The sequence below is a fragment of the Massilia sp. PAMC28688 genome (assembly GCF_019443445.1).
Classification (GTDB): Bacteria; Pseudomonadota; Gammaproteobacteria; order Burkholderiales; family Burkholderiaceae_D; genus Telluria_A.
The window spans coordinates 4055334-4072690 of record NZ_CP080378.1; the positions used below are offsets into that span (position 1 = coordinate 4055334).

Here is a 17357-nt window from a genome sequence, read left to right on the forward strand (position 1 = left end):
CCGACGAGATAATCAGATTTCTCATAGTAAGTACAGCCATTTTCTGGACAAAAAAACGGTGTTTCAGCGGCCGGTGCCATGCAAGCTTAGATATCTTTTTCGATATCAAAAACCGGAAAAAATTGATTGGATTGTATTTTTACATGCCCCTAACATGATTTCTCAGCATGTCATTGCATGCCAGTTGATTCACCAAAATAACTAGAACGCCCCAGGAGATATATGAAGATTTCTGCCAGTGCCGCAGCGTCGGCCATGCCTTGCCAAAGCCCATCGCTCAAGACCCTCGTGGTGACCCTCGCCGGTGCCGGACTCATCGGTAGCGCTTCCGGTGTCTGGGCCCAGGCCGCCACGCCTGCCACCCCGGCGGCAGCCGAGCCGACCGTCGTGACCGTGACCGGTGTCCGCCAGGCTGCCCGTAGCGCACAATTGATCAAGCAAAACGCCGAGCAGGTGCTCGACTCCATCGTTGCCGAAGATATCGGCAAGTTCCCGGACAAGAACGTCGCGGAAATCCTGGGCCGCGTCACCGGTGTCCAGATCCTGCGCGGCGCCGGTGAAGCCGGTACGGTTGTCATCCGCGGCCTGGGCAACGTGGGCACGCTGCTCAACGGCCGTGAAGTATTTACCGCCGCTAACCGCGGCATCGTCCTGTCCGACATTCCGGTCGCCATGCTGCAGCGTGTGGATGTCTACAAGTCGCAGGGCGCAGACATGGTCGAAGGCGGTGTCGCCGGCGTGGTGGACGTGCGTACCTTCAAACCATTCGATTTCAAGGATGACGTGATCGCCGTTGCCGCCCGCGTGGAGCACCGCGACAAGGCCGATTCCTACGATCCCAACCTGTCGATGATGGCATCGAAGCGCTGGAAGGGCGCCTACGGCGAAATCGGCGCCCTCGGTGGCCTGTCGTACCAGCGCGGCCGCTATCACGACGAAACCTCGTGGGTGTCGCCACCAATGCTCATCGATGGCGGCGTCGAAGGTGCACGCGCAGTTGGCCGCGTCATGAACACGGGCGACCGCAAGCGCCTGGCTGTCAATGGTGCCCTGCACTGGCGTCCGAGCTCGGAAGTGGAACTGTACGCTGACATTTTCAGCACCAAGATCGACCACGTTTCGCAAAGTATCTTCTTCGTCGGCGACCTGCCTATCAACAAGGGTGGCACGGTCACCACCGTCCCGGGCACCAACTACCTGCGCAGCATCTCGCACCCGGGCGCCAGCGAATTTACGCTCAGCTCCACCCAGGCCCGCGACGACCTGTCGATGGGTACCCAAAGTGCGGTGGGCGGGCGCTGGGATGTCGCGCCAACGGTGCGCGCCACGGCCGAATTCGTCCGCACGGTCAGCAACTACCGCCAGGACAACCCGATCGTCGACGTGGTCGACTTTGCAGTCAAGCCGATGGAAGCGGGTATCCGCGACGGCGGCGGCTATGTGGACTACCCCGGCTACAACATGGGCAACCCGGCCAACTGGAACCTGTTTGGCTTCTTCGACAACCACAACGATGCCAAGGGCCGTGCCAACGACCTGCGCAGCGACGTGACCTGGGATCTCGAAGAGCGTGATGGCTGGCTCAAGGAAGTGACCGGCGGTGTGCGCTTTGCCGACCGCAACGCCCGTGCGATCCGCGAACTCAATGGCTACATGCCCGCCCCAGGCGGTATTTCGGCAGCATCGCTGCCGGGCATGAGCTGCCTGTCGCCGGCCACCGGTGGCGACTACGGCATGAACCAGTTCTATGCGCCTTGCCACACCTTCCTTCTCGAGAACACCTCGGCCGTGCGCGCCGCCTTCGGCAGCCCTGGCCGCACCCCGGACGATCCGATGTCCTTCTTTGAAGCGCGTGAAAAGACGGCGGCCGTCTACGTCAAGGGCAAGTACGGCTTCAATATCGGCCCGGTACCGGTCGATGGCAATGTCGGCGTGCGCGTGGTACGCACCAACATGAGTATTGACGGTAATTCGCGCAGCGGCGACGCCCAGATCACGCCTGTCAATGTGGACACCAGCAGCACCGATGTCCTGCCAAGCATGACGCTGCGTGCCAAGTTCCGCCAGAACCTGATTGGCCGTTTCGTGGCCGGCAAGACGATTGAGCGAGCCGCCTTTGGCGACTACAACCCTGGTCTGCGCCTGTCCACCGTTACGCCGACCACCCCGGCCACTGGCAGCTCGGGCAATCCAAACCTCAAGCCGCAGGAAGGCCGCAACCTCGACCTGGCGCTGGAATGGTATTTCGCACCAACCGGTTCCATCACCGGCACCGCATTCAAGCGCGAATTCAAGAACTACATCCGCCGCAGCGGCATGGATGAAGTGCATGGCGGCGTGACCTACCGCGTGGACCGTCCGTACAACACGGTGGAGGGCGAACTGGAAGGCTTCGAACTGGCTTACCAGCAGTTCTACGAAAAGCTGCCAGGCTGGCTTGGTGGACTGGGCCTGCAGGCCAACGTGACGTACATGAAGGGTGGCCTGACCGAAGTTGACCGCGCGACCCAGCGACTGGTGACCAACGACTTCGCCGGCATGTCCAAGCTTCAGTACAACATCGTCGGCCTGTACGAGCGCGATGCCTGGTCGGCGCGCGTGGCCTACAACTGGCGCGACAAGTTCGTGGCCGAGTACGACTACCGTGCATCCGGCTTCAACCTGATGGTTGCCCCGATCAAGACGCTCGACGCTTCGCTGTCGTACAAGATCAACACGAAGGTGACGCTCACCCTCGATGGCACCAATCTGCTCGATACGCCGTACAACGACTACCACGGCGTGCCGCAGCTGGCACGTGACATCCGCCGCTTTGACCGCACCGTCGGCCTGTCGCTGCGCTGGAAGAACTAAGCCTGGCTAGTTAAGGAAAGCATCAGGAGGCGTTGCAGGGGAAATCCGGCAACGCCTTCTTGTTGTAAGGAGAGAGAAAAATGAAAACGCAAAAACTGTCAGTGCTGGAAAAGGTAGGCTTCGGCGCCGGCGACATGGCCCTGAACGTGGTGATCTCGTCGATGATGCTGATCATCACGTTCTTCTATACCGATATTTACGGACTGCGCACTGAAGACCTGGCGCTGCTGTTCGTCGCCGTCAAGGTGGTGGGCGCCGTGGCCGACCTGGTCATGGGCCAGCTCACCGACCGGTTCACCTCGCGCTTCGGGCGCTACCGTCCGTGGCTGCTGCTGCTCGCCGTCCCGTATGGCATCAGCGTGGTTTTTGTGTTCACCACCCCCGACTGGGGCTACAGCGCAAAGCTGATCTGGGCCTATGGCACCTACATCCTCATGACACTGATGACGGCGGGTGTGGGCATTCCATACATTTCACTGATCAGCGGCCTGACCAACGATCCCAAGGAACGCCTGTCGGCCAACGGCTACCGCCTGTTCTTTGCCAAGATCGGCGCCTTCATGGTCACCATCATCGTACCGATCCTGGCAACGCGCTGGGGCGACGGCGATCCGGCGGCCGGCTACCAGGCGGCCATGGCCCTCATGGCGGCGATGGGCGTGGTGCTGTTCCTGTTCTGCGTCTTTACCACCACCGAGCGCGTGATCCACGTGGTGGAAAAGCAGTCGCTCACCGAACAATTCAAGATCCTGATGCGTAACGACCAGTGGCTGGTGCTGTGCGGCGTGTGCGTGACCGGCACCATCGGCTACGTGGTGCGCGGCTCGGTCGCCATGTACTATGCCAAATACTACCTGGGCGGCGATGACGCCGTGGTCTCGGCCTTCCTGTCCATTGGCGTGGCGGCAGCGATCCTGTCGATGGTCGCCTCGACCTGGGTCACCAAGTTCTATTGCAAGGTCAAGCTGTTTCGCAATACGCAGCTGGCTGTGGCAGCGATCAGCGTGCTGATTTACTACGCTGTCAAGCCGGGCGACATCATGCTTGCCTTTGTCCTGTACTTCATCCTCTCGTTCGTGGTGGACCTGCATGCACCGGTGTTCTGGTCGGCCATCGCCGAGACCATCGACTACGGCCAGGTGAAAACCGGCAAGCGCGTCTCCGGCTTTGCCTTCGGCGGCATCTCGGTGTGCCAGAAGGCCGGCATGGCGGTGGCCGGCGGCCTGGTGGGCGTGCTGCTTACCTTCTTTAACTATCAGCCCAACGTCGCCCAGACGCCGCTGGCGCTGACCGGCATTGCGCTCATGCTGACCGTGATCCCGGGCTTCTTCCATCTGCTGATGGGCATGCTGATGTTCAAGTACCGCATCAGCGACGATTACTACGGCAACGTCAAGACCCAGCTGCGCGACAGCGGCTACCTGACTACCTGATCCTGAATACGACATCGACTTCACCATGCAAAAACTGACACCACTGATACCGCAGCGCGCCGATCCGCATATCTTTCGCCACAGCGACGGCTATTACTACTTCACCGCTTCGGTGCCGGCCTTCGACCGCATCGAACTGCGCCGCGCCGCCAGCATTGAAGCGCTGGCCGACGCCCCGACTGTCGATGTCTGGATCAAGCCCGACAGCGGCGCTTACAGTGAACTGATCTGGGCGCCGGAGCTGCACTACAACCAGGGCGCCTGGTATGTCTACTTTGCCGCCGCGCCAAGCCGCGACATCAAGGACAAGCTGTTCCAGCACCGCATGTACGCCATCCGCAATACCAGTGCCGATCCGCTGGAGGGCCAGTGGGAGTTCATGGGCCAGATCGACACCGGCATCGACACCTTCTGCCTGGACGCGACCACCTTTACCCACAAGGGCACGCTGTACTATGTATGGGCGCAGAAGGACAAGGAAATCGAGGGTAACTCGAACCTGTACATCGCTCCCATGTCCACGCCCTGGCAGCTGGCCGGCCCGCCGGTCATGCTGAGCAAGCCGGAATTCGACTGGGAGACGCGCGGCTTCTGGGTCAACGAAGGCCCGTCGGTCCTGCAGCGCAACGGCAAGGTCTTCATCAGCTACTCGGCCAGCGCCACCGACGAGAACTATGCCATGGGTCTCTTGTGGGCAGATGCAGACGCCGACATGCTCGATCCGGCCTCCTGGACCAAGTTGAAGGAACCGGTTTTGCGCAGCTGCCATGAACACGAAGTGTTCGGGCCGGGCCACAACAGCTTTACCACAGCCGCCGATGGCGAGACGGTGATGCTGGTGTACCACGCCCGCACCTACACCGAGATCGTGGGCGACCCGCTGTGGAATCCGGACCGCCACACCTACGTCAAACCGCTGCGCTGGGACGATGCGGGCATGCCCGTATTTGGCCGCGCTTCGATCGCCTGAGGCGCCAATGCTGGGCACCCATATCGACAGCGCCTCGTTCGGCACGCTGCCAGACGGCCGCGAGGCGCAGCTGTACACGCTGGTCAACCGCAACGGGCTGGTGGTCAAGATCACCAACTACGGCGGCATCATCACCGAGCTGTGTACACCGGACCGGGACGGCTTCTTCACCGACATCACCCATGGTTACGACAGTGTGGCGCCGTATGTCACCGACAGCCCGTATTTTGGCGCGCTGATTGGCCGCTTCGGTAACCGCATCGCCGGCGGACGGTTTGAACTCGACGGCCGCACGGTGCAGCTGGACGTGAACGACGGCGTCAATCACCTGCACGGCGGCACCGACGGCTTTCACAAGGTGCTGTGGAGCGCCGATCCCTTCCAGGGTGATGGATTCTGCGGGCTGCGCCTGTCGTACCTGAGCCGCGACGGCGAGCAGGGCTATCCCGGCAACCTGGCGGTGACGGTGGTGTATACGCTGAACGACCACAATGAGCTGGAAGTGGACTACCACGCCGTGACCGACCAGGCCACGCCGGTCAACCTGACGCAGCATGCGTACTTCAATCTCGCCGGCCATGGCAGCATCCTGTCGCACGAATTCGAGATTGACGCAGATGGATTTTTGCCCATCGATGGCGGCCTGATTCCCACCGGCTGCATCGCACCGGTGGAAGGCACGCCGTTCGACTTCCGCAAGCCGCGCAAGATTGGCGAGCGTATCGACGAGCCCCACGAACAGCTGGCCAATGGCAGCGGTTACGATCATAATTTCGTGCTCAATGAACGCACCAGGGCAGGGAAGAAAGCGGCCGTGACGGTACGCGATCCTTCGTCCGGCCGGGTTCTCGAATTATTCACCGACCAGCCGGGCGTGCAGCTCTACAGCGGCAACTTCCTGGATGGCTCCCTGACGGGCAAGGGCTGGAAGTATGGGCACCGGGGCGGCTTTTGCATCGAGCCGCAGCACTTCCCGGACGCGCCCAACCAGCCGCAGTTTGCCGGCACGATCCTGCGCCCGGGAGAGGAATACAAGGCATTCGCACGTCTGCGCTTCTCGGTGGACCAGGGTAGCTAGGTCCGGCGCCATTGACCGCGTGCAGGATGTCGATGCCGCCCCATGACTGGCGGGCGCCAGGCAAAGGCCGGTGCAGCCTGCGTTACGTGCGCCGCGCTCTCGCTTGGGCGAGTGTTTGCCTGGAGGTGGTTCTGGTATCCTGAGCTGCCTGGCGCTTATTTGCTAAATAGTTATGCACCGATCAGTGAGGACCATGTGGCAACGCTTTGTGCGTAGCCAAGACCAGGCGACTGGCAGCGAATGCGCCATCTCGAGCTGGCATTTTTGCGACAACCAGCATGATGCTGATGAATGCGCGCGGCTGGTCGTGGCCGGCGCTAAACGCGCTACCGCTCCTTCGCTGTGGTCCCTGGAGCATGCCAACGAGGGCCCGCCGCAAGCGGGAGACCTGCATGTCATTACCAACTGGGCTGGCATCGCACAGTGCATCATTCGCGTCACCGACGTTGAAATCATCGCCTTTGATGCCGTCTCTGAAGCACATGCGCGCGAAGAGGGCGAGGGCGATGGCACACTGGCCTGGTGGCGAGACGCTCACTGGGCGTACTACCATCGGGAACTGGCTGGCACCGGATACCATCCTCGCCGCGATATGCCCATCATGTTCACGCGCTTCGAGTGCGTGTTCCCCATCCCGACCTGATCACCAGGCGCTTACGCCTGCCGCTAGTTAGGCAACGGCCAGTGTAAATACTTTCCTCGGATCAAATGCAGCATATCGATTTTGCTATCGGTAGCACGCAAAAAGTGATTTGAAAGATATCTGTTAGCCACTTACTATCCCTCACAGACTGACGCGCCATAAGGCGTGCATTCATAAGAATAATGGGAGATGAGATGTCTGACAAAAAAATGCCGAAGCTGCGCTCGGCCGAATGGTTTGGAACCCAGGACAAGAATGGGTTCATGTATCGCAGCTGGATGAAAAACCAGGGAATTCCCGATCACGAATTCCAGGGCAAGCCCATCATCGGCATCTGCAATACGTGGTCTGAACTGACTCCCTGCAACGCCCACTTCCGCCAGCTGGCCGAATACGTCAAGCGCGGCATTCTCGAAGCGGGCGGCTTCCCGGTCGAATTCCCGGTCTTCTCCAATGGCGAGTCCAACCTGCGCCCGAGCGCGATGCTGACCCGTAACCTGGCCAGCATGGACGTCGAAGAATCCATGCGCGGCAATCCCATGGATGCCGTGGTGCTGCTGGTCGGCTGCGACAAGACCACGCCGGCGCTCCTGATGGGCGCAGCCAGCGTGGACCTGCCGACCATCGTCGTGAGCGGTGGCCCCATGCTCAACGGTAAATTGAATGGCAAGGACATCGGCTCCGGCACGGCGGTCTGGCAGCTGCACGAGCAGATGAAGGCGGGTAGCATCACGCTGCACCAGTTCATGTCCGCCGAATCGGGCATGTCGCGCTCGGCCGGTACCTGCAACACCATGGGCACTGCTTCCACCATGGCCTGCATGGCCGAAGCGCTGGGCACCTCGCTGCCACACAACGCCGCCATCCCTGCGGTCGACTCGCGCCGCTACGTACTGGCCCACATGTCGGGCATCCGCATCGTTGAAATGGTGCGCGAAGATCTGCGCCTGTCCAAGGTGCTCACACGCGAAGCGTTTGAAAATGCGATCCGCGTCAACGCCGCCATTGGCGGCTCCACCAATGCCGTGATCCACCTGAAAGCGATTGCGGGCCGCATCGGCGTGCCGCTGGAAATGGAAGACTGGACCACCATCGGGAAGGGCACACCGACCATTGTCGACCTGCTGCCATCGGGCCGCTACCTGATGGAAGAATTCTATTACGCCGGTGGCCTGCCGGGCGCCATCCGCCGCCTTGGCGAAGGCGGCCTGCTGCCGCATCCTGGCGCACTGACCGTCAATGGCCACAGCCTGTGGACCAACTGCGCCGAGGCGCCGGTCTATAACGACGAAGTGATCCGCACGCTCGAAAAGCCGCTGCTCGCCGACGGCGGCATTTGCATCTTGCGCGGCAATCTGGCGCCGCGCGGTGCGGTCCTCAAGCCATCGGCCGCTACCCCGGCACTGATGCAGCACACCGGCAGGGCAGTGGTGTTTGAAGACTTTGAGCACTACAAGGCGCGCATCGTGGACCCGGACCTGGACGTGGATGCCAACTCGATCATGGTCATGAAGAACTGCGGCCCCAAGGGCTATCCCGGCATGGCCGAAGTGGGCAACATGGGCCTTCCGCCAAAGCTGCTGGCCCAGGGCGTGACGGACATGGTGCGCATCTCCGACGCGCGCATGAGCGGCACTGCCTACGGCACCGTGGTACTGCATGTGGCACCGGAAGCGATGGCCGGCGGTCCCCTTGGCATCGTGCGCGATGGCGACATGATCACGCTTGACTGCGCCGGCGGCAAACTCAATCTGGACATCAGCGACGAAGAAATGGCAGAGCGCCTGGCGGCACGCGCCATCTCGCAGCCGGAAGGTCCAAAGGGCGGCTACCAGCAGCTCTACATCAACCATGTGCTGCAGGCCGACGAAGGCTGCGACTTCGACTTTTTGGTCGGCAGCCGCGGTTCGGCCGTCCCCAAGCATTCGCACTAAGAACAATCAAATAGAAGGAGCGCACATGCTGCTCGTGCAATTCAAAGACAAAGAAGGCGACCGCCATGTTGGCGTGGTCGAAGGTGCCAACCTGCGCATCATCGACGGTTTCCCCACCACTTACGCGCTGGCCCAGGCCGCGGTAGCGCGTGGCCTCAAGCTGGCGGCGCTGGCTGCGCTGGAAGCTGGCCCCACGGTGGTATCGTACGAAGAAGTGGCCAGCCAGGGCCGCCTGCTGCCGCCACTGGACCATGCCGATGACGCCCACTGCTACGTGACCGGCACCGGCCTGACCCACCTTGGCAGCGCCGATACGCGCGACGCCATGCACAAGAAGATTGGCGGCGATGTCGCCACTCTGAGCGACAGCATGAAGATGTTCCGCATGGGCGTGGAAGGCGGCAAGCCGGCCGAAGGCGAGAAGGGCGTGCAGCCGGAATGGTTCTACAAGGGCGACGGCTCGGTGGTGCGCGCCAGCGGCGAAGCCTTGCCCATGCCCGAATTTGCACTCGACGGCGGCGAAGAGCCTGAAATCGCCGGTTTGTACGTGATTGGCCAGGACGGCCAGCCACTGCGGCTCGGCTACGCCATTGGCAATGAGTTCTCGGACCACGTGACCGAGCGCGAAAACTATCTGTACCTGGCGCACTCCAAGCTGCGCGCATGCGCCGTGGGCCCGGCGCTGCTGGTAGGCGAACTGCCGGCCCACATCGCCGGCACCTCGCGCATCCGCGACCGCGACGGCCTGGTACGCTGGGAAAAAGCCTTTGTCAGCGGCGAGCAGAATATGTCGCACACCATCGCCAACCTCGAATATCACCACTTTAAGTACGGCCTGTTCAACCGTCCGGGCGATGTCCATATCCACTTCTTTGGCACCGCCACGCTCAGTTTTGCCGATGCGGTCACGGTGCAGCCGGGCGAAAGCTTTGAAATCGAGTCGCCCGTCTTCGGGCCAGCCCTGCGCAACAAGCTCGCTGTCGTTCCCACCGCATTTTCGAAAGTGAAGCCATTATGATCATTACCGGCGAAGCGTTCATCGGGGGCAAGGCCGTCATGGGCGGCGGCTCCTCGTTCCAGGCATACAACCCATCGCTGCGCGCGCACATGGAGCCGGCATTCGGCATGGTCACGCGCGAGCAGATCGACCAGGCTTGCCAGCTGGCGAAGGCCGCGTTTGACGCGTTCCGCGCACTGAGCGACGAGGCCCGCGCGGCCTTTCTGGACGCCGTGGGCGAACAGATCATGGCGCTCGGCGACGCGCTGATCGAACGCGCCATGGCCGAAAGCGGGCTGCCGCGCGTGCGCCTGGAAGGCGAACGGGGTCGCACCGTCAACCAGCTCAAGCTTTTCGCCACACTGCTGCGCGAAGGGTCGTGGCAGGATGCGCGCATCGACAGCGCGCTGCCCGAGCGCCAGCCGCCGCGACCTGACCTGCGCATGCGCATGGTTGGCGTGGGCCCGGTTGCCGTTTTCGCAGCCAGTAACTTCCCGCTGGCGTTTTCGGTTGCGGGCGGCGATACCGCGGCAGCGTTTGCAGCCGGCTGCCCGGTGGTGCTCAAGGCCCATTCGGCCCACCCCGGCACCTCCGAACTGGTGGCACGCGCCATCGTGCGCGCCGTGGAACAGTGCGAGCTGCCGGCCGGCGTATTCGCCCTGCTGACGGGCACCGGCAACGGCATCGGCCAGGCGCTGGTCGCGCATCCGGCGATTCAGGCGGTCGGCTTCACCGGCTCGCGCAGCGGCGGCGTGGCGCTGATGGGCGTGGCGGCCGCGCGCCCGCAGCCAATTCCCGTCTACGCCGAAATGAGCAGCATCAATCCCTTGCTGGTTCTGCCAAACGCGCTGGCCGCACGGGGCGAAGCCATCGCAGCCGGCTTCGCCGCTTCGCTCACCATGGGCGTGGGCCAGTTCTGCACCAACCCGGGCCTGGTCCTGGGCATCGCCGGCGAAGACTTCGACCGCTTCGGCCAGCAGGCCGCCGCGGCGCTGCAAGGCTTTGAAGCGGCCACCATGCTCACGCCAGGCATTGCTGAGAGCTACCAGGTGGGCGTCACCGAGATGTCGGCGCATGAGCGTGTCGAGGTGTTGGTGAACGGCCAGCATGCCGAGTGCAAGGGCGCCGCCGCGTTGTTCAAGACCAGCGGCGAAAGCTTCATGGCCGAGCACAAGCTGCATGGCGAAATGTTCGGTCCGGCGTCGCTGCTGGTAGCTTGCCGCGACGAGGCAGAGCTGCTCGCCATTGTGGAGCAGCTCGAAGGCCAGTTGACCGCGACATTGCAAATGGACCAGGGCGACTACGAACTGGCACGTTCGCTGCTGCCGGCGCTGGAGCGCAAGGCGGGCCGCATCCTGGCCAATGGCTTTCCCACCGGCGTGGAAGTGTCCAGCGCCATGGTTCACGGCGGTCCGTTCCCGGCCACGTCGGACGGTCGCAGCAGCTCGGTCGGTACGGCGGCCATCACGCGCTTCCTGCGCCCGGTGTGTTACCAGAACCTGCCGCAGGAGTTGCTGCCGGAGTCGCTCAAGGACGGCAGCGGGCGCCAGGTCTGGCGCCGCCGCGATGGCGAGCTTACCAAAGAGTGAGCAAGCCGGCAGCAAGCATATAAGAACAATCAGCGGTACCAGGAGACAGCATGAACAAATCGGCAAGCTACGCCTCCCTTCGGGGACGGCGGGTTTTTGTCACGGGCGGTGGCAGCGGGATTGGCGAATCCATCGTCACCGCCTTTGCAGAGCAGGGTGCGCACGTCGCCTTTGTCGACATCCAGCGCGACGCCAGCCTGGCCCTGTGCGAGCGCATCGCGGCAGCCGGCCACCCGGCCCCGCTGTTTCGTTATTGCGACATCACCGATGTCGCCGGTCTGCAGGCCACGATGGAGGAACTCAGCACCCGCATGGGCGACTTTGATGTCCTCGTCAACAACGCTGCCAACGATCACCGCCACGACCTGGAAAACGTTTCGCAAAGCGAGTGGGACCGCTGCATCGCCGTCAATCAGCGCCCCATGTTCTTTACCAGCCAGGCCGTGGTTCCGGGCATGAAGCGCAATGGCGGCGGTTCCATCATCAACCTCAGCTCCGTGTCGTGGCGCGTCAAGGGCGGGGGCTATCCCGTGTACGTGACCACCAAGGCGGCCGTGGTGGGACTGACGCGCGCACTGGCCCGCGACCTTGGCCAGCACAGGATTCGCGTCAATACGGTCACGCCAGGATGGGTGATGACGCAGCGCCAGGTGGACCTGTGGGTGAGCGACGAGGACAGGCAGGAGATGGCGCGCGTGCACTGCCTGCCGGGTGATCTGCTGCCGCACCACATCGCATCCATGGTGCTGTTCCTTGGCGCCGATGACAGCGCGATGTGCACGGGCCATGACTTCGTGGTGGACGCCGGCTGGACCTGACCGGCCCCCGCACGGAAAAATCTCAAGGCCCGGAAAACGCCCATGGACATTCTTCAGAAAACGCTGTTTGCCACCCTTGCCCTGCTTGGTGCCAATGCGCAGGCGCTGGACAGCCCGGACAAGCGCATCAGCGTCAAGGTTGGCCAAACCGATCGCAAGCAGCTGACCTACACGGTCTTGCGCGACGCGCGGCCAGTTGTTCTGCCATCAAGCCTGGGCCTGCAGCTGGCCGACGCTGACCTGGCTTTCGGCCTCACGCTTGGCACGCCGTCCATGGTCAGGGCGGTAACGGACCGGTACGAGATTGCGGTTGGCAAGAAGCGCCACGTCACTTACCGCGCCAACGAGCAGGTTTTCCCGATCCGCAATGCACAGGGCCAGAAGATGGACCTGGTGTTCCGCGTATCCAACGATGGCGTGGCCTTTCGCTATGTGGTCAAGGGCGCCGGGCGCAAGCAGTTTGTGAGCGAAGCGACCAGTTTCGCCTTCAGTGCGGATGCCAGGGCATGGCTGCAGCCCATGCAGGTGGCGCAGACCGGCTGGATGAACACCAATCCGGCCTACGAAGAGCACTACCAGCGCGAGATCCCCGTCGGCACGCCATCGCCCTCGAAGGCAGGCTGGGTGTTCCCGGCGCTGTTTCGCACGGGCGACACCTGGGTGGCGCTGACGGAAGCGAACATGGACGGCAGCTTCCACGCCTCGCGCCTGCAGGCCGGGTCCCCTGATGCCACCTATCGCATCGGCCTGCCCATGGCCGAGGAAAAGACCACCGGTGGGGAGCTTTTGGCCAGCACCACCGGTGACATGGTCACGCCGTGGCGCGTCATTGCACTAGGTTCGCTGGCCACCGTCATGGACTCCACACTGGGTACCGACCTGGCCGCACCGGCCATCGCATTTGAAGCATCGAAAGTCAAGCCCGGGCATGCCTCCTGGAGCTGGGCCCTGCTCAAGGATGACGCCACCGTCTACGATGTGCAGAAGAAGTTCATCGACTACACGGCCGACATGAAGTGGGATTACGCGCTGGTCGATGCCGACTGGGACCGCAAGATCGGCTACGAAAAAATGCGCGAGCTGGCCAAGTACGGCGAAGGCAAGGGCGTGGGCATTCTGGTCTGGTACAACTCCTCCGGGGAGTGGAACAAGACCGACTATTCGCCCAAGGGCGCGCTGCTCACCGCGGCCCAGCGCAAAAGGGAATTTGCGCGCATGAAGGAGATGGGCATCAAGGGCCTGAAGATCGATTTCTTCCCCGGCGACGGCGTCTCGGCCATCAAGTATTACGTTGATCTGCTCAGGGACGCGGCAAAAGCTGGCCTGCTGGTCAACTTCCATGGCGCGACCCTGCCACGGGGCTGGGCCCGCACCTATCCCAATTTCATGACCGCTGAAGCGGTCAAGGGCCTGGAATTTACCACCTTCACCCAGGCCGACCAGGATGCCGTGGTGCGCCATGCAGCCATGCTGCCATTTACCCGCAATTTGTTCGACCCCATGGACTTCACCCCCATGGTGTTTGGGGATATTCCGACCATCAAGCGCGCAACGCGCAATGGCTTCGAGCTGGCCCAGTCGGTCCTGTTCCTGTCCGGTATCCAGCACTTTGCCGAGACCCCGGACGGCATGGCAACCGCGCCGTCCTTCGTCAAGCGCTTCCTGCAGGAGCTGCCCGGCAGCTGGGACGACAGCAGGTTCGTTGCCGGTTACCCGGGCACGCACGTGGTCATTGCGCGCCGGGCGGGCGACACGTGGTACGTGGCTGGCCTGAACGCGGACGACAGCGAGCGCACCGTGGCGCTGGACCTGTCGTTTCTGGGCCGGCGCAAGGGCACCTTGATTACCGACGGCGCCAGCGAGCGCGCCTTTATCACATCCAGTATCACAGCCGGAAGTACCAGCATCACCATCAAGCCACAGGGCGGGTTCGTGGCCGTATTCAGATAAGATTCAACAGGAGACCAGCATGAACATCATCAAGCAAAGCATTGCCATCATCGGCTTCGTCGCTGCCAGCGCAGTACCGGCATTTGCCGCCGTTACCGTCACCATCGACGCCAACAATCCCGGACCGGTCATCAACAAGAACGTGTATGGCCAGTTTGCCGAGCACCTGGGCACCGGCATTTACGGCGGCATGTGGGTGGGCCCCAATTCCAAGATCCCCAACACCAAGGGCTGGCGCAACGACGTCGTTGGCGCGCTGAAGAAGCTGCAGGTGCCGCTGGTGCGCTGGCCAGGCGGCTGCTTCGCTGACGAATACCACTGGAAGGACGGCATCGGCCCGCGCGCCAAGCGCCCGGTCAAGGTCAATACCAACTGGGGCGGCGTGGAAGAAGACAACGCCGTCGGCACCCACGAATTCTTTGACCTGATCGACCTGCTGGGCGCCGACGCCTATGTCAACGGCAACCTGGGCTCGGGCAGCGTGCAGGAAATGTCGGAGTGGCTCGAATACCTGACCTCGGACAGCAAATCGACCCTGGCCAACCTGCGCCGCAAGAACGGCCGCAATGAGCCATTCAAGGTTGCATACTTCGCCATCGGTAACGAAGCCTGGGGCTGCGGCGGCAACATGACGCCTGCCTACTACACGGACCTGTACAAGAACTACTACAACCTGATGAAGGCACCGGCCGAGAGGCGTCCAAAGTTCATCGCCAGCGGTGGCAATGACTACGACACCACCTGGACCGATACCCTCAGCCGCGAACTGAAGGGCCGCACCGACGCCATCAGCTTCCACTACTACACGGTGCCAACCGGCGTATGGGAGAAGAAGGGCGCTGCGACCGGCTTTGCCGAAGACCAGTGGATTTCGACCCTGGCCAACACGCTCAAGCTCGATGGCATGATCAAGAATAACGTGGCCAAGCTGGACAAGAACGATCCGGAGAAGAAGATCGGCCTGTTCGTCGATGAATGGGGCACCTGGTACGACGTGGAGCCGGGCACCAACGCGGGCTTCCTGTTCCAGCAAAACACGCTGCGCGACGCGCTGGTGGCGGCCTTGAACTTCAACGTCTTCCATGAGCATGCAGAGCGCGTGCAGATGACGAACATCGCGCAGATGGTCAATGTGCTGCAGGCGATGATCATCACCGACAAGGACAAGATGCTGCTCACGCCAACCTACCACGCGTATTCGATGTATGTGCCGTTCCAGGGTGCGACCACCTTGCCGGTCAAGCTCGAGAACAATACGCCCTATACCCTGGGCCAGGTAAGCGTGCCGGGCATCAGCGCTTCGGCAGCGCGCGCCAAGGATGGCAAGACCTATCTGTCGCTGGTCAATACCAACCCCGGCAAACCGACCGACGTGGTGATCAACATGGCTGGCAAGAAGATCGCGGGCGTCACGGGCCGCTTGCTCACCGCCGAGAAGATGGATGCCCATAACACCTTCGCCAACAAGGAAGCCGTGAAGCCTGTGCCAATGACGGCCCGCGCCAACGGCGGCCAGATGACGGTAACCGTGCCGGCCAAGTCGGTCATCGTGGTGGCAGTGGACGCTTGACCATGACGAAGATGCTCCTGGGCGCAAGCGCCCTGGCAGCTGCGATGGCCCTTTCCGCCTGTGGCGGAGGGGGCGGATCGTCCGCACCTGCCCCGACACCAGCACCCACGCCGACGCCGACGCCAACGCCGACGCCAACGCCAACGCCAACGCCAGCGCCCGTGGTCACCTTCGCCAACGTCAGCGTGCATGATCCCTCGCTGGTCAAGGTTGGCAGCGACTTTTACGTGTTCGGTTCCCACGGCGCCGCTGCCAAGACCACGGACTTCATGAACTGGCTGAAGGTGGCAGATGGTGTCAACGCCGCCAATCCCCTGTTTAACAACGTCACGACCGAGCTAGCCGAGGCGTTTGCCTGGTCCCAGGTGACCGGGCTGTGGGCGGCGGACGTGATCCAGCTTGCCGACGGCAAGTTCTACTTCTACTACAACACCTGCAAGGGCGACTCGCCCCGCTCCGCCATGGGCGTGGCAGTGGCCGACAAGATCGAAGGCCCGTACGTCAACAAGGGCATCTTCCTCAAGTCCGGCATGTGGGGGCAGGTGAGCGAAGACGGCGTGAATATCTATGACGCCCAGAAGCATCCGAACGCGGCCGATCCTGACGTCTTCTTCGACAAGGACGGCAAGCTGTGGATGGTGTACGGTTCCTACTCGGGCGGCATCTTCATCCTGGCCATGGACCCGGCCACGGGCAAGCCACTGCCGGGGCAGGGCTACGGCAAGCATCTGATGGGGGGCAATCACAGCCGCATCGAAGGCGCGTATGTGCTGTACCACCCGGCCCAGGACTACTATTACATGTTCACGTCCTTTGGCGGCCTGGATGCCACGGGCGCGTACAACATGCGCGTGGCACGCTCACGCACTCCGGACGGTCCCTACCTCGATGCGGCTGGCAAGGACATGGCGCAGGTCAAATCCAACCCGGCCTTGCCCCTGTTTGACGACGCCAGCATTGCACCGCATGGCCAGAAGATCATGGGTAACTTCCAGTTCACCGGAACGACGCTGGGCTATGTATCGCCGGGCCATAACTCGGCATATTACGATGCCGCGACCGGGCAGAGCTTCCTGGTGTTCCACACCCGCTTTCCCAACACCGGGGAAGCGCACGAGGTGCGCACGCACGAGATGTTCATCAACGGCGCCGGCTGGCCCGTGGTCTCGCCGCTGCGCTATGCGCCGCTGGCGAAGAGCCCGGCCCTGGTGAGCACCGTTACCAGCAAGGAGGCCGAAGGCAGTTACCAGCTGGTCAACCATGGCAAGGATATCTCGGCATCTGTCAAGATGTCGCAGGCCGCCAGGCTCAATGCCGATGGCACCGTCTCGGGCGCTGTCAGCGGTACCTGGGTCCATGACGGGGCCAACAAGATGAGCATCACCCTCGCTGGCGGCGGCGCCTATTCCGGCGTGTTGTCGCGCCAGTGGAATTCACATGCCAACAGCTTCGTGGTAACTTTCACGGCGCAGTCGAACGAGGGCGTGTCCATCTGGGGCATTCGCTCGGGCGAGTAAGCGTG

At 62.5% G+C, this 17357-nt stretch carries 12 protein-coding genes; all 12 read left to right on the top strand.

Features of this window, described 5'->3' with window-relative positions:
* Nucleotides 1–222 precede the first annotated feature (222 nt).
* The 12 genes from KY495_RS18260 (at nt 223) to KY495_RS18315 (ending at nt 17352) form a co-directional block, all read left to right on the top strand.
* Nucleotides 223–2853, top strand: coding sequence for a TonB-dependent receptor (locus KY495_RS18260; protein ID WP_219880776.1), 2631 nt, complete (start codon nt 223–225; stop codon nt 2851–2853).
* A gap of 80 nt (nt 2854–2933) precedes the next feature.
* Complete coding sequence (locus KY495_RS18265; RefSeq protein ID WP_219880777.1) at nt 2934–4286, top strand: MFS transporter; 1353 nt, start codon at nt 2934–2936, stop codon at nt 4284–4286.
* 25 nt (nt 4287–4311) lie between these two features.
* Nucleotides 4312–5256: a family 43 glycosylhydrolase gene (locus KY495_RS18270; protein ID WP_219880778.1), complete on the top strand. Its 945-nt coding sequence runs from the start codon at nt 4312–4314 to the stop codon at nt 5254–5256.
* 7 nt (nt 5257–5263) lie between these two features.
* Complete coding sequence (locus KY495_RS18275) at nt 5264–6334, top strand: aldose epimerase family protein (protein WP_219880779.1); 1071 nt, start codon at nt 5264–5266, stop codon at nt 6332–6334.
* Nucleotides 6335–6527: 193 nt separating this feature from the next.
* Nucleotides 6528–6977 (top strand): ASCH domain-containing protein, encoded by a 450-nt coding sequence (locus KY495_RS18280; RefSeq protein ID WP_219880780.1) that lies wholly within the window; start codon nt 6528–6530, stop codon nt 6975–6977.
* Between the two features lie 194 nt (nt 6978–7171).
* Nucleotides 7172–8911 carry an IlvD/Edd family dehydratase gene (locus tag KY495_RS18285; protein ID WP_219880781.1) on the top strand — a complete coding sequence of 580 codons (1740 nt, stop codon included), beginning with the start codon at nt 7172–7174 and terminating at the stop codon, nt 8909–8911.
* 25 nt (nt 8912–8936) lie between these two features.
* Nucleotides 8937–9929 (top strand): AraD1 family protein, encoded by a 993-nt coding sequence (gene araD1, locus KY495_RS18290; RefSeq protein ID WP_219880782.1) that lies wholly within the window; start codon nt 8937–8939, stop codon nt 9927–9929.
* Nucleotides 9926–11497 carry an aldehyde dehydrogenase (NADP(+)) gene (locus KY495_RS18295; protein WP_219880783.1) on the top strand — a complete coding sequence of 524 codons (1572 nt, stop codon included), beginning with the start codon at nt 9926–9928 and terminating at the stop codon, nt 11495–11497. Before araD1 ends, KY495_RS18295 begins: the two co-directional genes overlap by 4 nt.
* Nucleotides 11498–11547: 50 nt before the next feature.
* A complete protein-coding gene (locus KY495_RS18300; RefSeq protein WP_219880784.1) occupies nt 11548–12315 on the top strand; it encodes an SDR family NAD(P)-dependent oxidoreductase in 768 nt (255 codons plus the stop codon).
* Nucleotides 12316–12357: 42 nt separating this feature from the next.
* Nucleotides 12358–14265: a glycoside hydrolase family 97 protein gene (locus KY495_RS18305; RefSeq protein ID WP_219880785.1), complete on the top strand. Its 1908-nt coding sequence runs from the start codon at nt 12358–12360 to the stop codon at nt 14263–14265.
* A 19-nt stretch (nt 14266–14284) separates the two neighbouring features.
* The gene (locus tag KY495_RS18310; protein ID WP_219880786.1) at nt 14285–15835 is read left to right on the top strand and encodes an alpha-N-arabinofuranosidase; all 1551 of its coding nucleotides are present in this window, start codon (nt 14285–14287) and stop codon (nt 15833–15835) included.
* Nucleotides 15836–15837: 2 nt separating this feature from the next.
* Nucleotides 15838–17352 carry a glycoside hydrolase family 43 protein gene (locus tag KY495_RS18315; RefSeq protein ID WP_229518357.1) on the top strand — a complete coding sequence of 505 codons (1515 nt, stop codon included), beginning with the start codon at nt 15838–15840 and terminating at the stop codon, nt 17350–17352.
* Nucleotides 17353–17357: the final 5 nt, after the last annotated feature.

What these genes read in the sequence shown, in the direction of transcription:
- KY495_RS18260 (WP_219880776.1), top strand. Translation starts at nt 223, where the DNA reads ATGAAGATTTCTGCCAGTGCCGCAGCGTCGGCCATGCCTTGCCAAAGC.
- KY495_RS18265 (WP_219880777.1), top strand. Translation starts at nt 2,934, where the DNA reads ATGAAAACGCAAAAACTGTCAGTGCTGGAAAAGGTAGGCTTCGGCGCC.
- KY495_RS18270 (WP_219880778.1), top strand. Translation starts at nt 4,312, where the DNA reads ATGCAAAAACTGACACCACTGATACCGCAGCGCGCCGATCCGCATATC.
- KY495_RS18275 (WP_219880779.1), top strand. Translation starts at nt 5,264, where the DNA reads ATGCTGGGCACCCATATCGACAGCGCCTCGTTCGGCACGCTGCCAGAC.
- KY495_RS18280 (WP_219880780.1), top strand. Translation starts at nt 6,528, where the DNA reads ATGTGGCAACGCTTTGTGCGTAGCCAAGACCAGGCGACTGGCAGCGAA.
- KY495_RS18285 (WP_219880781.1), top strand. Translation starts at nt 7,172, where the DNA reads ATGTCTGACAAAAAAATGCCGAAGCTGCGCTCGGCCGAATGGTTTGGA.
- araD1 (WP_219880782.1), top strand. Translation starts at nt 8,937, where the DNA reads ATGCTGCTCGTGCAATTCAAAGACAAAGAAGGCGACCGCCATGTTGGC.
- KY495_RS18295 (WP_219880783.1), top strand. Translation starts at nt 9,926, where the DNA reads ATGATCATTACCGGCGAAGCGTTCATCGGGGGCAAGGCCGTCATGGGC.
- KY495_RS18300 (WP_219880784.1), top strand. Translation starts at nt 11,548, where the DNA reads ATGAACAAATCGGCAAGCTACGCCTCCCTTCGGGGACGGCGGGTTTTT.
- KY495_RS18305 (WP_219880785.1), top strand. Translation starts at nt 12,358, where the DNA reads ATGGACATTCTTCAGAAAACGCTGTTTGCCACCCTTGCCCTGCTTGGT.
- KY495_RS18310 (WP_219880786.1), top strand. Translation starts at nt 14,285, where the DNA reads ATGAACATCATCAAGCAAAGCATTGCCATCATCGGCTTCGTCGCTGCC.
- KY495_RS18315 (WP_229518357.1), top strand. Translation starts at nt 15,838, where the DNA reads ATGACGAAGATGCTCCTGGGCGCAAGCGCCCTGGCAGCTGCGATGGCC.